The organism is Cellulomonas xylanilytica (assembly GCF_007989805.1).
GTDB classification, from domain to species: Bacteria; Actinomycetota; Actinomycetes; order Actinomycetales; family Cellulomonadaceae; genus Cellulomonas; species Cellulomonas xylanilytica.
In genome coordinates, this window is sequence record NZ_BJUB01000002.1 from 423,491 (window position 1) to 437,114 (window position 13,624).

The following is a 13,624-nucleotide window of genomic DNA, read 5'->3' on the forward strand; positions in this document are numbered from 1 at the left end:
GCCACCCCCGGCCGACCGCCCGATGTCAGGAGGTGCCGTCGTCCAGCTGCTCGTCGATGACCGTGCCGCCGAGCATCTGCGCGACCAGCGGCGCGCCGATCAGGCTCGACGTCGTGATGTCCGGGTCGTCCGGCGACGGGTCGTCGGGGACGTTCGGGTTCGACCGCGACGCCGACTCCCGCGCCGCAGCCATCCCGCGCTCGCGAGCGGTCCCCGGTGCCGGCGGGGCGATGTCCTGCGGAGGCGCGTCCGGCACCGCGGGCTCCCCGGGCTCGTCGTCGGGCGGCTCGGGCATCGGGGGCTCGTCGTCCCACGACGCCGCAGCCTCCGCCGGGGTCACCGCGCGGGGGTTGCTGCGCTCGTCGGCGGCCGGTCGGGGCGCAGCCGCAGCGGGCGCCGGGGCGGACGTCGCCTGCTCCGCGAGGATGCCCTCGACCCGCACGTCGAAGCCGAGCGTCTCCCGCACGGCCCGTGCGACGACGTCCGCGTGGGCGCCGTTGCGGAACGTGGTGGCGAGCGCCGGGTTGTCGAACGCGATCCTCAGCGTCGTGGCGTCCAGCTCCGCCACCTGGGCGTTGCGGGGGTCGATGAGCGCCCACGTGACGCGCCGCAGACCCTTGACGGTCTCGAGCACCTCGGGCCACCGGCGACGCAGCACCTCGGTGTCGGGACCGCCGCTCGCGCGGCCGGAGGCGGCTGCGGGCGCAGGGGCGGCTGCGGGCGCAGGGGCGGCTGCTGGCGCAGGAGCGGGGGCGGCGGTGGGTGACGGCGCAGACGTCCGGGCCGAGGGCGCCGACGCGGCGACCGCCGGCTCCTGCGCGGCCGGCGCAGGACGCTCGCCCGCTGCAGCCGGCGGCGCGACGACGTCCCACGGTGGGCTGTCGTCGTCGACGGTGCCCGGCGCCGCGGCTGTCAGGGGCGCGTCGGTCTCGGTGCCCGCCGTGCTCGTCGGACGCGAGGGGGCCTCACCCTGGTCGGCCTGCTGAGGACGCGACGGCGGGTCGGCGACCGGCGAGGGCACCGGTCGGGCCGCCTGGGGCGGCGGAGCGTCCTGCGGCGCAGCGGGCGCGGCCGCGGCCGGAGGGGCGGCGACCGGAGGTGCGCCGACGGGAGCGGGCGCGGGGGCAGCGACCGGCGCAGCGGGCGGACCGGCGACGGGGACCCGGACGGCGGCAGCACCGTCGGCAGGCAGACCGCGCTCCAGCCGGTCGAGGCGGGCGCCGAAGCCGGACCGGCTGTCCTCGACCGCGGGCAGCAGGAGCCGCGCCATGAGCAGCTCGAGGTGCAGTCGGGGGGACGTCGCGCCGGTCATCTCGGTGAGCGCGGCGTTGCACAGGTCGGCCGACCGCGACAGCTCGGAGGCGCCGAGGTGCCGGGCCTGCAGGCGCATGCGGTCGAGCTGGTCGCTGGGGACGTCGCGCAGGGCGGCGTCGGCAGCGTCGCCGGAGGCCGCGATGACGATGAGGTCGCGCAGGCGCTCGAGCAGGTCCTCGACGAAGCGCCGGGGCTCGTGGCCGGTGGAGATCACGCGCTCGACCACCCGGAACGCGGAGGCCCCGTCGCGGGCGGCGATGGCCTCGGTGAGGTCGTCCAGGAGCGAGGCCTGCGTGTACCCGAGGAGCGCGGCGGCGCCCTCGTACCCGAGCTCGCCGCCACCGGAGCCGGCGATCAGCTGGTCGAGCACGGAGAGGGTGTCCCGGACGGATCCCCCGCCCGCCCGCACCACGAGCGGCAGCACGCCGGGCGCGACGGGCACGCCCTCGGCGTCGCACAGCTGCTGCAGGTACGGCACCAGCACGTCGGGCGGGACCAGCCGGAACGGGTAGTGGTGGGTGCGCGAGCGGATGGTGCCGATGACCTTGTCCGGCTCCGTCGTCGCGAAGATGAACTTGATGTGCGGCGGGGGCTCCTCGACGATCTTCAGGAGCGCGTTGAAGCCCTGGTTCGAGACCATGTGGGCCTCGTCGAGGATGAAGACCTTGTAGCGGTCCCGCGCGGGCGCGAACGTGGCGCGTTCCCGCAGCTCACGGGCGTCGTCCACACCACCGTGGCTGGCCGCGTCGATCTCGACGACGTCGAGGCTGCCCGGTCCCCCGCGGGCGAGCTCCACGCACGACTCGCACACGTCGCACGGGGTGTCGGTCGGGTTCTCCTCGGTGTTCTGCGCGCAGTTGAGGATGCGGGCCAGGATGCGCGCGGACGTCGTCTTGCCGCAGCCGCGCGGCCCGGAGAACAGGTACGCGTGGTTGACCTGACCGCTGCGCAGCGCCTGCCGCAGGGGTGCAGTGACATGGTCCTGACCGATCACCTCGGCGAAGTTCTCGGGCCGGTAGCGGCGGTACAGGGCTGTCGTCACGCCACGAACCCTAGACGCCCGCGCCGACAGACGGCGCCTCTCTCAGGGCGACATCGCAGCGATCGCCGTGAGCACCCCGTCCGGGTCGTAGCGCCGCTTCGCGGCCAGCAGGCGGTCGGCGTTCGCACCGAAGCCGAGCCGCACCCGGTCCGCGTCCGCCGGTCCGAGGATGTTCGGGTACCCACCGGGCAGCGCGCCGGGCTCGAGAGCCTCCGCGACCCCCTCGACCCAGGCATGGTGCGGGGCGGGACCACTCCCGGCCGGGTCGGGTCGCCACGCGGCGATCACCTCGGCGAGGACGTGCTCCTGGCGCAGCGCGAAGGCGGTGGCGTCCGGGGCGACCCGGGTGGCGGCGCCGTGGAAGTGGTGCAGCGCCAGCAGCGAGGACGGCGACAGCCAGCTCGCTGCCCCCTCGGCGAGCGCCTCGATGGCGTCGTCGGTGAGAGTCGGCAGCCACCGGGTCCCCAGCGCGTAGTGCTGACCGGGCTGCGCCCCCGCCTCGAACATCCGGATGAGCTCGGGGTAGGGCATCGGGCCGACTCCCCCGGCGACGGGCGTGCCGAGCCGGAGCAGCGGGGCGACCGCCGCCTCGCCCGCGGCGAGGTCCCCGCTCCAGGTCGGCGCGACGTACACGGCGGCCCCGCCGTCCGGTCCGCCGACGAAGCCGGCCATCACGGTGAGCTCGTCGGGAGCCGTGGCGAGCACCTCGCGGTAGCCGCGCAGGACACCCACGGCCTGCTCCTTCGGGTACAGGACCATGCCGCCGAGCACCGGGCCCAGCGGGTGCAGCCGGTAGCGGGCCGCGGTCACGATGCCGACGTTCCCGCCGCCGCCCCGCAGAGCCCAGAGCAGCTCGGGGTCCCCGGTGGGCCCGGCGACGACCTGGGTCCCGTCCGCGAGGAGCACGTCGGCCGACAGCAGGTTGTCGAGCGCGAGCCCGAACCGCCCGACCAGGCCGCCGTAGCCTCCGGCGAGGGTCATCCCGGCCATCCCGACCGTCCGCACGACCGCCGTCGCGGTGCCCAGGCCGACCGCGTCCGCCGGGTCCACGACGTCCGCGACGAGCGCGCCCCCCTGCGCGGCTGCCACGCCGGCGCCCGCGTCGATCTCGACGTCACGCAGCGCGGACAGGTCGAGCACCACACCGCCGTCGGTCAGCGCCCGCCCGGCCCAGTCGTGCCCGCCGCCGCGCACCGACAGCGGGACGCCGTGGTCGCGCGCGACGAGCAGTGCCGTCCGCACGTCGGCGGCGTCGACGCACCGCACGACCACCGCGGGACGCCGGTCGACCGCACCGTTCCACACGCGCCGGGCGTCGTCGTACCCGTCGTCGTGCTCCTGCCACACCGGACCGCGCACCTGCGCACGCAGCCGCGCGCCGATCCCCGAGCTCGTCGTCTGCGTCATGTCGAGAGGCCCCCTGCCGTGCGACCAGACCGCGACCTCGTTCAGTGCATCGCCGGGCCGACGCGTCGTCAAGGAACCGACGGGCACCCTGCCCCGACGGGCACCGGACCGCCGCTCAGTCGGCGCGCACCACGGTCTCCGCCAGCACCGAGCGCAGCAGCGGCCGGGAGGTCTCCGTCGCGGCGAAGACCAGCGCGCAGCCGCCCGTCAGGAACGCGGCGAGCATGAGCGGACCCTGCGGCGAGGAGACGGCTGCCAGCCCCAGCAGCGGGTAGAACATGACCAGGGCGGTCAGCGCCGACCCGACGGCGACGAACAGCAGCGGCACCAGCACGGTCCGCCGACGGACGGCGTCGTGCAGCTCGACGGGCGTGCCCGCCAGGTTCTGCAGGGCGATCTCCCGGCGCCGGTCCAGCACGGACGCGGCCTGCGCGATCCCCGCGGACACGGCGGCGAGCAGGAAGGCCACGACGAGCGTGACCATCGCGCCGGTCACCAGGTCGTCCATGAGCATCGCGCCCTTCGGGTCGTCGGACATGTCGACGGCGACGATCGACGGCAGCACCGCGAGCGCCCCGGCCACGAACCCCGCGAGCCCCAGCCCGCCGACCACCCGCCACGCGGCCTTCGGGTCGTCCAGGAGCCGGCGCGCGGCCAGCAGCCTGGCGGGGGTCCGCGCGCGGCGCAGCTGCACCTTGCCGACGAGCCCGAGGACCCACGGCCCGACGGCGTTGAGGGTCGCGAAGCCGACGGCCATCGCCCCGATGAGCGCGGCTGCTGAGGCGGCGCCGAGGGAGCCCGCGGCAGCGCTGATCACCATGAAGATGCCGATCCCGACGACGGCGACGACCAGGCGCAGCCACGTCATGCCCTTCGGCGTCTCCCGTCGCGCGACCCCGAGCGGGGAGACCGTCACGCGCCGCAGCGACACCGCACCGGACACGGCGGCCAGCAGCGGCACGCCCACGACGGCGATCGCGAGCCCCTGCCAGCCGACCCACAGCTCGCCGACGGTGAAGGTGGTGCCCTGGAAGGGCAGCAGCGCGCACAGCGGCAGCAGGGCGGCGTACAGCAGGATGCCCAGGACCGCGCCGACGAGGCCCTGCCACGCGGTCTCGGCGACGGTCAGGCCGACCACCTCGCGCGGCGTCGCGCCGAGGAGCCGCAGGGTGGCCAGGCGCGCGTCCCGACGGGCGACGCCGAGGCGGGCGGCGGCACCGGCCAGCGTGATGAGGGGGACGACGAGGAGGACCACGGCGATCCACGCCAGGATCACGTAGACGCCGGCGTCGTCGCCCTGGCCCTCCGGGACGGGTACCTCCGCGCGCTCGGTGAACCCCATGAGGCCGCCGACCACGCTGAGCGTGAGGCCGGTCGTCACGGCGAACGCGGTGATCGCGAGGCTCGTCGTGACCCGCGCGTCGCGGCCGCCCGCGCGCCGGAGCCGGGGCGCCAGGGCGAGGACCGCGTTCATCGGGCGGCCTCCGTGTGGCGCACCAGGCCGTCGCGGACCTCGATGCGGCGGTCGCACCAGTCCGCGACCTGTGCGTCGTGGGTCACGACGACGAGCGACGCCCCCGCGGCCTTGGTGGTCTCGGTGAGGATGCGCATGACGTCGTGGCCCGTGCTCTGGTCGAGGGCGCCCGTCGGCTCGTCGGCGAAGACCACCGCGGGCCGCGTGATCAGCGCCCGCGCGACGGCGACGCGCTGGGCCTGTCCACCGGACAGCTCACCGGGCCGTCGGCCCTCCATGCCCGCGAGCCCGAGCGACCCCAGCCACCGTCCCGCCAGATCGGTGGCCTCCCTCCGCGGGGTGCCCAGGAGCATCGCCGGCAGCGCCACGTTCTCGATCGCGGGCAGCTCGGAGAGCAGCTGCCCGAACTGGAACACGAAGCCGTAGTGCTGACGTCGCAGGAGAGAGCGGTCCCGGTCGGACAGGCCGCCCACCTCCCGGCCGTCGAGGGCGACCGTGCCGGAGTCGGGCAGCAGGATGCCCGCGAGGCAGTGCAGCAGCGTGGACTTGCCGGAGCCGGACGGTCCCATGACGGCGAGCGACTCACCGTCGGCGAGGTCGACGTCGACCCCGGCGAGCGCGGTGGTCGGGCCGAAGCGCTTGACCAGGCCGCGGGCGGACAGGCGTGGGGTGGCGGTGTTCATGGGCCCAGGCTGCCCGGCGCGGCGGGGGTCCGGCATCGGCCCCCGGGCTCTGCCGGTCGGTCGCCGTGTGCCCCCTGAGGCGGACGTCCCACGGGCCGTCTACGCCGGACGGGTGACGGGGTGGGCGAAGTCATCGTGCGAACCATCCCGAAGACCGCATCTCGAATGAGTGAAGGTTCAACCAGATCGTACGGTCGTGGCAAGCCGATCGACGGAGCCCGGCGCAGCGACCACGCCCCGACCGACCGGAAGCAGGCCCACCCATGAGCACGACCCTCGACCAGACCCTCGCCACCGCGCTCGAGATCGACGGCGCGACCGCCGTCGCCCTCGTCGACTACGAGAGCGGCATGTCCCTCGGGCACCTGGGCACCGGTGTCGACCTCGACGTCGCCGCAGCCGGCAACACCGAGGTCATCCGCGCCAAGCTGCGCACGATGGCCGCGCTCGGCCTGGACGACCGCATCGAGGACATCCTCATCACGCTCGGGCAGCAGTACCACCTGATCCGCCTGCTCCAGGGCGCGGACGGCAACGGGCTGTTCCTCTACCTGGTGCTGGACAAGGGCCGCGCCAACCTCGCCCTGGCCCGCCGCCAGCTGTCGAACCTCGAGCGCACGCTCACCATCTGATCCGCGTCTGCCCGCGCCGACCGCGCGGGCACCGCGGGACATCTCGTCCCCGAGCGTCGAAGAGGCACCCCGTGATCGTCCGGCAGCACGCCCTGCAGATCGCCGCGAGCGTCCGTCGGGACATGGACGGCATCCGTCGCGTGAGCGTCGTCCGCACCGACGGCCGTCCGTTCTTCGACGACCCCGGCGACGACCCGGCCGGCGAGGGCCCCGACGCCGTGGCGGCCGCCGTCGCGGGGACGGTGTCCTACGCCCGCCGGACAGGCACGGCGCTGGCGACGGGGGCGATCGATGCCATCACCGTGCGCGGCCGGGAGGCGACCGTCGTCGCGCAGCCTCTCGACGACCTGCACGTGCTGGTGGTGACCTGCGCGCCGGACGTCAACCTCGTCCTGCTCGGCCGCGTGCTGGCGCGGGTCACCGCCACGGTGGGCGCGTCGGCCTGATCAGACCAGCATCGCGACGCCGGCCAGGACGACCGCGCCCGCCCCCACCACCGAGGCGACCACGCGCGCCCGGGGTGGGAGGCGGTGGCCGACGACGCTGCTGCCGACCGCGAGCAGCAGCTGCCACGCGAGCGACGCGGCCCCCGCACCCACGACGAACGCGGCGACCGACGCCGTCCCTGTGACCCCCAGGGCCAGCCCGATCGCCACGGTCGTGAACGTGACCGCGGTCGTCGGGTTGACCGCGGTGAGCCCGACGAACCGCGCGTAGGCACCGAGGGGTGACCAGCCGCCGCCTGCCGGGAGGTCCGACGGCGGGAGACGGGCGGCCCGGAGCGAGGCGACGAGCCCGACACCGCCGACGACGACCAGCACGACCGCGCCGACGCCGCGCACGAGCCCGGCGTGCCCGGCCAGCGCGCGACTGACCGGCGTGCCGACGGTGACCGCCACGACGGCGTACGCGAGGTCGACCGTGGCCACGCCGAACGCCGCGCCGACCGCCACCCGCAGGCCGTCGACCACGCCGGTGCGCAGCAGCAGGACGCCGACCGGTCCCACCGGCACGGCCACCGCGAGGCCGGCCAGCACGCCGAGCAGGAGAGGTGACGACACCGGCCCAGCGTCGGGGGTGGGCACGACCGGGTCACGCCGGTCCTGCGGATGTCGCCGTCCGGCTGCGATGATCGCCGTGTGGACGCCATCGACGATGCCATCCTTCGCGAGCTCACCGCAGATGCGCGGTTGCCCTACCGCGAGCTCGGCGCCCGCGTCGGGCTGAGCGCCAACGCCGCGGCGCAGCGCGTCCGCCGGCTGGTCGAGACCGGGACCATCCGCGGGTTCACCGTCGTCACGGCCGCGACGGCGTCGGGTGGGCCGCCCTCAGGCCTGGAGGTGTTCATCGAGGTGCGCCTCGCCGACGGCACCACCAACGAGAGCTTCACGGCCGCGCTCACCCGCGGGTTCGGGCAGGTGCTCGACGCCGTGCACGTCACCGGGTCCTACGACTACCTGCTGCACGCCGTCGTCGCGGACCCCGCAGCGCTGGACCAGCTGGTGCGCCGCCTCAAGCGCGAGGCCGGCGCGGCCCAGACCTTCACGCGCCTCGCCCTGCGGGCATAGAAGGACCCCCCGCACACCCGCCAGAGCTCACCTGCCCTTGCTGCCTTCCGGCCCTGGGGGAGTTCAGCGAGATGACGCCGCACGAGGGGTCGGGGAAAAGCCTAACCCAGCCTCGCTCGTGCCCGGAACCGGGTCGGGTCGGCTGACGTTGGGGAAGTCATGGCCCCCACCCCGAGGACCCCGATGACCACGCCAGCCGGCACCCCGCCCCGTCCGCCCCGTCACCAGGTCGACCCGCGCGCGGTCCGCTACTGGCTCACGTCGGGCCTGATCTCCCTGGTCACCGTCGTGGTGGTCGCGGTCGTCCCGGCGCTCCTCTGGGAGCCGGTGCGCCCCTGGTTCCTCGGCATCGGCGCCCTGGTCGCGCTGCTCGTCCTGCCCCGCGTCGTCGTCGCGCCGTGGCTGCGCTACCGCACCCACCGCTGGGAGGCGACCGACACGGCCGTCTACTCGCGGACCGGGTGGTGGGGTCGCGAGTGGCGGATCGCTCCCCTGTCCCGGGTGCAGACCGTCGAGGCCAAGCGCAACGTGCTGCACCAGGCGTTCGGGCTCGCCGCGGTCTCGGTGACCACCGCGTCGGCCCAGGGCGCGATCGTCATCGACGGCCTCGACGCCACCGTGGCCGACGACCTCGTCGCGGCCCTCACCACGGCCACCGAGCAGACGCAGGGCGACGCGACGTGACCGAGCAGTCCGAGGTCCCGTGGGAGCGACTCGACCCGCGGATCGTCCTCGCCGCGTTCCTGGGCGCGCTCGTCCGGCTGGTCCCCGCGGCCGTCGCGTGGTGGCTGTTCGACCAGACCGACACGGCCGCGCGCGTGACCGTGGCCCTGTTCGCCGCGATCGCGCTGGTCCACCCCGCCAACGAGGCGCTGAAGTACTGGAAGGTCCGCTACCGGATCACCCCGACCGAGCTGCAGGTGCGCAAGGGCCTCGCCGTCCGCTCCGCCCACGCCGTGCCCCTGCACCGGATCCGCACCGTCGACATCACCGCCCCGCTCATCCACCGCCTGCTCGGGCTGGCCGTGCTGACCGTCGGGACGGGCAGCAACCTGATGGCTGACCCGACCTCCGGCGTCGCGCTGGCCGGCCTGCGCGCACCCGTCGCGGCGTCGCTGCGGTCGCGGCTGGTGCGCGAGGCGGAAATCGCCGACGAGGTCGAGCGCGCGCCCAGCACGGCGACCGCGCCGGTGCAGGACGACGGCACGATCGTCGAGCTGCGCTGGGGCTGGGTCGTCTACGCGATGTCGGGGGTCTGGCTCCTCGTCGGCGCCGTGTCCGTGGGTGGGACGCTGTTCGGGATGGCGTCGGCGATCGGTCGCGGGGACTGGCTCACCAACGGCGTCGCCGTCGCCGCCGCGGCCCTCGGGGTGTTCGCCGCCGTCGTCGGGCTGGTGGCGTTCCTCGTCGTCGGCGCGATCGCCGGGGCGACGACCTTCGTGACCGGGTGGTGGGGGTACCGGCTCGCGCGCGAGCCCGGCGGCACCTTCGTCGCGACCCGCGGCCTGTTCACCACGCGGTCCTTCACCGCCGACCGCGCCCGGATGCGTGGCATCACCCTGTCGGCGTCGCCGCTCGTCCGCCTGCTCGGCGGCGCGCTCGCCCGCCCGGTCATGACGGGCATCAGCCTGCGGCAGACGATGAACGAGTCGGCGGCGATGCTGCCGACGACGTCGCGCGACGAGGCGGTCCGCCTCGGGGACACCCTGCTGGGCACCCCGGTCCTGGCGGCGCTCGACGACGGCACCGTCCGGCTCGTGACGCACCCGCCCGCCGCCCGACGGCGGGCGGTGGCCCGCTGGGTCATCGCCGACGCGGTCGTCGCCGGGATCCTCGGGATCGGGGCCGTCCTCTGGTCCTGGCCGGTGTGGCTGCTCGCGGTGCCCGTCGCGCTCCTTCCCGGGTGCGTGCTCGCGGGCCGGGCGGCGTACCGCGCGCTCGGGCACGCCCTGGTCGACGACCACCTCTACCTGCGACGCGGCGCGGTGGTCCGACGCACCGACGTGCTGGAGGTCCGCGGCATCTCCGGCGCGACCGTCACCCAGAGCCCGGTGCAGCGCTGGCTCGGGCTCGCCCACCTCGTCGCGACGACCGCCGCCGGGGAGCAGGCCTACCGCGCCGTCGACGTGGCCGTCAGGGACGCCACCGCGCTCGCCGCCGAGCTGACCGCGGAGCCGAGCGTGGCGGCACCGGAGGCGCCTGCGGACACCCGCACGCTCAGCGTCTGACGGGCGCCGCCTGTTCACCTGCTCGTGATGCCCCCGACCCGTGCGATGGGCAGACTGCCTCCATGGCGACTGACGGCGTCCCCGGTGAGAACCCGACCCCGCCCGAGGGGGCGACCGACGCGCGCTACGACTACGACCTCGTGGTCGTCGGCACCGGGCCGGGCGGGCAGAAGGCCGCGATCGCCGCCGCCAAGCTGGGCCACAAGGTCGCCATCATCGAGCGCCGGCACATGATGGGCGGCGTCTCGACGAACACCGGGACGATCCCCAGCAAGACGCTGCGCGAAGCGGTGATGTACCTGACCGGCATGGCGCAGCGCGAGGTCTACGGCGCCAGCTACCGCGTGAAGTCCGACATCACGATGGAGGACCTGTTCGCGCGCACCCAGCACGTCATCGGGCGCGAGCACGAGGTCATCCGCGCCCAGCTGCTGCGCAACCACGTCGACATCCTCAGCGGCACCGGCTCGTTCCTCGACCCGCACACGCTCGGCGTCCTCGACGACGACGGCATCCGGCGCACCCAGGTCACGGCACGATTCGTCGTCGTCGCCACGGGGTCCAAGCCGCACCGGCCGACGACGGTCCAGTTCGACGAGCGCACCGTCCTCGACTCCGACGGCGTGCTCGCCCTGGAGAGGGTGCCGAACTCGATGGTGGTCGTCGGCGCGGGGATCATCGGCATCGAGTACGCGTCGATGTTCGCCGCGCTGGGCACACGGGTCACGGTCATCGACAAGCGCCCCTCCATGCTCGAGATGTGCGACCCCGAGGTCGCCGAGTCGCTGAAGTTCCACCTGCGGGACCTGTCGGTGTCGTTCCGGTTCGGCGAGGAGGTCTCCGGCGTCGACAGCAACACGCACGGGACCGTGACCCGGCTGGCGTCCGGCAAGCGGATCGCCGCCGACGCCGTCATGTACTCCGCGGGCCGGCAGGGCCAGACGGACGCGCTGAACCTGTCCGCGGCGGGCCTGTCGGCCGACTCGCGCGGACGCATCTCCGTCGACGAGCAGTACCGCACGGACGTGCCGCACATCTTCGCGGTGGGCGACGTCATCGGGTTCCCCGCGCTCGCGGCGACGAGCATGGACCAGGGGCGGCTGGCGGCGTACCACGCGTTCGACGAGCCGGCCCGCGAGCTCCAGTCGGTCCAGCCCATCGGCATCTACACGATCCCGGAGATCTCCTACTGCGGCCGCACCGAGGCCGAGCTCACCACGGAGGCGGTCCCCTACGAGGTCGGCGTCGCGCGGTACCGGGAGCTCGCCCGCGGGCAGATCGTCGGCGACTCCTACGGGATGCTCAAGCTGCTCGTCCACACCGAGACCCGTGAGCTGCTCGGCGTCCACATCTTCGGGACCTCCGCCACCGACCTCGTGCACATCGGCCAGGCGATCATGGCGTGCGGCGGAACCGTCGACTACCTCGTCGACACCGTCCTGAACTACCCGACCCTGTCCGAGGCCTACAAGGTCGCGGCGCTGGACGCCACGAACAAGATCCGCCAGGTCGCGCGGTTCAGCCTGTGACCGCCGCCGAGCTCCGCCCGGTGGGCTGGGTCCGCAGCCCGGTCGCCGACCCGTCCGACGCCGTCCGGCAGGGCGACGAGGGCGCACCCGACGTCGTCGTCGAGCTCGACCCGTCCGTCGCCGCAGCAGCCGCCGACCTGCACCCGGGCGACGAGCTGCTGCTGCTCACCTGGTTCCACCTCGCCGACCGCACGACGCTCGCCGTCCACCCCCGCAGCGACACCACGCGACCCCAGACCGGAGTGTTCGCGACCCGCTCCCCCGACCGGCCCAACCCGATCGGCCTGCACCGGGTCCGGCTCCTGCGCGTCGACGGGCTGCTCCTGCACGTGTCCGGCTGCGAGGCGGTCGACGGGACGCCCGTCGTCGACATCAAGCCGGTGCTCGGGGCCGTCGACGAACGGTGAGCAGCCTCAGCCCGTCGCCCGGGCAGCGGCCACCTTCGCCGACGTGTCCTCGGTGATGACGACCTCGCCGCAGCCCTCCATCGTCACGGCGTACTCCACGGTCGCGGCGCCCTCCAGGCCCGGCGCGTCCAGGTACGACACCCGGACGCCGTTCGCGAAGGACTCCGCCTGGCCGATCTCGCCCCAGGGGTCGCGGTCGGTCGCCCGCCGGTACACCGAGTAGCTGGACCCCTCCGCCGGACGACCGGCCGTGTCCAGGGGGTCCGTCCACGAGACCTCGACACCCCCGTCGACCTCCTCCGCCGCCACATCGGCGACGAGCGCCAGAGCGAGGTCCTTGCAGTAGTCGTCGAACGTCATCTCCGGCAGGTCCGAGCACCCGCCGAGCACCGCCGAGGCGGCGACGAGCAGCGCGGGAAGGGGGTGTCGCATGCGCTGACGGTAGTGATCCGGCCCACCGTGACCGGGAGCGAGGACCTTATGTCACCCGACTGGCCGCGAGCCGGTACCGCGCACGACCGACGATTCGGGCCTGGCCCGAACCTCCGGTATCCTCTGTCGGCCGGGAGGATTCGCCTAGTGGCCTATGGCGCACGCTTGGAAAGCGTGTTGGGTGAAAGCCCTCGGGGGTTCGAATCCCCCATCCTCCGCGCAGCCGACGGGCCCGTGACCGCAGCGATGTGGTCACGGGCCCGTCGTCGTAGCCTCAGGTCCGGAGAAGGTCAGACGACTCCTGCTGTGCGCTGGATCTCCGTCGCCGCTCCCGTCGTGACCACCTCGATGCCCAGCTGCCGGGCGGCCTGCTCCAGCGGGGCGAGCGAGAGCTTCTCGATGTAGCCGTCCTGGGTGAAGGCGAACGACCCCCCGGGCGCCGACACAACGATGCGGTACGACCGTTCCAGACCGCCCCGACGGCTCGAGAGCAGGGTCGCGTCGAGCACGAGGTGCTGGCCCCGTTCGACGAGCAGCTCCTGGCGTCGGAGCAGGCGCCGGTGGTGGACGAGCCGGAGCCCGGTCGGCTCGAGGACGTAGTCCAGCACGCCGTGCGCAGGACCGGCCGCCCGCCACGTGGCGAAGGAGTCCCACGCCACCGCGACCCCGACGACGACACCGCCGGCGAAGCCCAGCCACGAAGGGAACCGGAACCCCCAGTACTCGGAGACACCCGTGCGGCCACCGAGGAGCTCCTGCACCAGGAACACCGCCGAGCCGACCGTCAGGAGCAGCCCGAAGACCCCGAGGAGGAACAGGGTGACGCGCACCCTGCCGCGGCTGACGCCGATCACCAGCGCGGGGTGGGTCTCGTACATGCGTGTCCGTCCACTGGTTCCGGGGTGGGC

At 74.5% G+C, this 13,624-nt stretch carries 14 protein-coding genes, 1 tRNA gene and 1 other RNA gene; 8 read left to right on the top strand and 8 right to left on the bottom strand.

Going from position 1 to position 13,624, the window contains the following annotated elements; all coding sequences use genetic code 11:
• Window positions 1-25: 25 nt before the first annotated feature.
• From CXY01_RS04815 to CXY01_RS04830, 4 genes are all read right to left on the bottom strand, one after another.
• The gene (locus CXY01_RS04815; protein WP_146925912.1) at window positions 26-2,356 is read right to left on the bottom strand and encodes a DNA polymerase III subunit gamma and tau; all 2,331 of its coding nucleotides are present in this window, start codon (window positions 2,354-2,356) and stop codon (window positions 26-28) included.
• A 42-nt stretch (window positions 2,357-2,398) separates the two neighbouring features.
• Window positions 2,399-3,763: an FAD-binding oxidoreductase gene (locus CXY01_RS04820; protein ID WP_146925913.1), complete on the bottom strand. Its 1,365-nt coding sequence runs from the start codon at window positions 3,761-3,763 to the stop codon at window positions 2,399-2,401.
• A gap of 115 nt (window positions 3,764-3,878) precedes the next feature.
• The gene (locus tag CXY01_RS04825; RefSeq protein WP_146925914.1) at window positions 3,879-5,237 is read right to left on the bottom strand and encodes an FtsX-like permease family protein; all 1,359 of its coding nucleotides are present in this window, start codon (window positions 5,235-5,237) and stop codon (window positions 3,879-3,881) included.
• Complete coding sequence (locus CXY01_RS04830; RefSeq protein ID WP_146925915.1) at window positions 5,234-5,920, bottom strand: ABC transporter ATP-binding protein; 687 nt, start codon at window positions 5,918-5,920, stop codon at window positions 5,234-5,236. Before CXY01_RS04830 ends, CXY01_RS04825 begins: the two co-directional genes overlap by 4 nt.
• A gap of 263 nt (window positions 5,921-6,183) precedes the next feature.
• Here CXY01_RS04830 and CXY01_RS04835 point away from each other — a divergent pair, with 263 nt between their 5' ends.
• Both CXY01_RS04835 and CXY01_RS04840 read left to right on the top strand, forming a co-directional pair.
• Window positions 6,184-6,552, top strand: coding sequence for a hypothetical protein (locus CXY01_RS04835; protein WP_146925916.1), 369 nt, complete (start codon window positions 6,184-6,186; stop codon window positions 6,550-6,552).
• 71 nt (window positions 6,553-6,623) lie between these two features.
• Entirely contained in the window at window positions 6,624-6,998 is a 375-nt protein-coding gene (locus CXY01_RS04840; protein ID WP_146925917.1) for a roadblock/LC7 domain-containing protein, read from the top strand.
• Here the strand turns inward: CXY01_RS04840 and CXY01_RS04845 are convergent, their stop codons facing one another.
• Window positions 6,999-7,613: a LysE family transporter gene (locus CXY01_RS04845; protein WP_186813293.1), complete on the bottom strand. Its 615-nt coding sequence runs from the start codon at window positions 7,611-7,613 to the stop codon at window positions 6,999-7,001. It abuts the gene before it with no gap.
• 78 nt (window positions 7,614-7,691) lie between these two features.
• Here CXY01_RS04845 and CXY01_RS04850 point away from each other — a divergent pair, with 78 nt between their 5' ends.
• Window positions 7,692-8,120, top strand: coding sequence for an Lrp/AsnC family transcriptional regulator (locus CXY01_RS04850; RefSeq protein WP_146925919.1), 429 nt, complete (start codon window positions 7,692-7,694; stop codon window positions 8,118-8,120).
• Here the strand turns inward: CXY01_RS04850 and ffs are convergent.
• Window positions 8,118-8,214: signal recognition particle sRNA small type (gene ffs / locus CXY01_RS04855), an RNA gene on the bottom strand. The genes CXY01_RS04850 and ffs overlap by 3 nt on opposite strands.
• A gap of 89 nt (window positions 8,215-8,303) precedes the next feature.
• On the opposite strand from ffs, the gene CXY01_RS04860 reads away from it, so the two are divergent.
• The 4 genes from CXY01_RS04860 to tsaA all read left to right on the top strand — a co-directional run bounded on the left by CXY01_RS04860 (window position 8,304) and on the right by tsaA (window position 12,284).
• Window positions 8,304-8,804, top strand: coding sequence for a PH domain-containing protein (locus tag CXY01_RS04860; RefSeq protein ID WP_146925920.1), 501 nt, complete (start codon window positions 8,304-8,306; stop codon window positions 8,802-8,804).
• Window positions 8,801-10,348, top strand: coding sequence for a PH domain-containing protein (locus CXY01_RS04865; RefSeq protein WP_146925921.1), 1,548 nt, complete (start codon window positions 8,801-8,803; stop codon window positions 10,346-10,348). Before CXY01_RS04860 ends, CXY01_RS04865 begins: the two co-directional genes overlap by 4 nt.
• 62 nt (window positions 10,349-10,410) lie before the next feature.
• Window positions 10,411-11,877 (top strand): Si-specific NAD(P)(+) transhydrogenase, encoded by a 1,467-nt coding sequence (gene sthA, locus CXY01_RS04870; protein WP_146925922.1) that lies wholly within the window; start codon window positions 10,411-10,413, stop codon window positions 11,875-11,877.
• Window positions 11,874-12,284 (top strand): tRNA (N6-threonylcarbamoyladenosine(37)-N6)-methyltransferase TrmO, encoded by a 411-nt coding sequence (tsaA, locus tag CXY01_RS04875; RefSeq protein WP_146925923.1) that lies wholly within the window; start codon window positions 11,874-11,876, stop codon window positions 12,282-12,284. Before sthA ends, tsaA begins: the two co-directional genes overlap by 4 nt.
• A gap of 6 nt (window positions 12,285-12,290) precedes the next feature.
• Here the strand turns inward: tsaA and CXY01_RS04880 are convergent, their stop codons facing one another.
• Complete coding sequence (locus tag CXY01_RS04880) at window positions 12,291-12,716, bottom strand: hypothetical protein (protein ID WP_146925924.1); 426 nt, start codon at window positions 12,714-12,716, stop codon at window positions 12,291-12,293.
• Between the two features lie 133 nt (window positions 12,717-12,849).
• Here CXY01_RS04880 and CXY01_RS04885 point away from each other — a divergent pair.
• Window positions 12,850-12,934 (top strand) — tRNA-Ser (locus CXY01_RS04885).
• Window positions 12,935-13,006: 72 nt separating this feature from the next.
• Here CXY01_RS04885 and CXY01_RS04890 read toward each other — a convergent pair.
• Window positions 13,007-13,594 carry a hypothetical protein gene (locus CXY01_RS04890; RefSeq protein WP_146925925.1) on the bottom strand — a complete coding sequence of 196 codons (588 nt, stop codon included), beginning with the start codon at window positions 13,592-13,594 and terminating at the stop codon, window positions 13,007-13,009.
• Window positions 13,595-13,624 lie beyond the last annotated feature (30 nt).

Bases quoted from the DNA above. Each gene is read 5' to 3' on its own strand.
- CXY01_RS04835 (WP_146925916.1), top strand. From the start codon at position 6,184: ATGAGCACGACCCTCGACCAGACCCTCGCCACCGCGCTCGAGATCGAC.
- CXY01_RS04830 (WP_146925915.1), bottom strand. From the start codon at position 5,920: ATGAACACCGCCACCCCACGCCTGTCCGCCCGCGGCCTGGTCAAGCGC.
- CXY01_RS04860 (WP_146925920.1), top strand. From the start codon at position 8,304: ATGACCACGCCAGCCGGCACCCCGCCCCGTCCGCCCCGTCACCAGGTC.
- CXY01_RS04820 (WP_146925913.1), bottom strand. From the start codon at position 3,763: ATGACGCAGACGACGAGCTCGGGGATCGGCGCGCGGCTGCGTGCGCAG.
- CXY01_RS04890 (WP_146925925.1), bottom strand. From the start codon at position 13,594: ATGTACGAGACCCACCCCGCGCTGGTGATCGGCGTCAGCCGCGGCAGG.
- CXY01_RS04880 (WP_146925924.1), bottom strand. From the start codon at position 12,716: ATGCGACACCCCCTTCCCGCGCTGCTCGTCGCCGCCTCGGCGGTGCTC.
- CXY01_RS04825 (WP_146925914.1), bottom strand. From the start codon at position 5,237: ATGAACGCGGTCCTCGCCCTGGCGCCCCGGCTCCGGCGCGCGGGCGGC.
- sthA (WP_146925922.1), top strand. From the start codon at position 10,411: ATGGCGACTGACGGCGTCCCCGGTGAGAACCCGACCCCGCCCGAGGGG.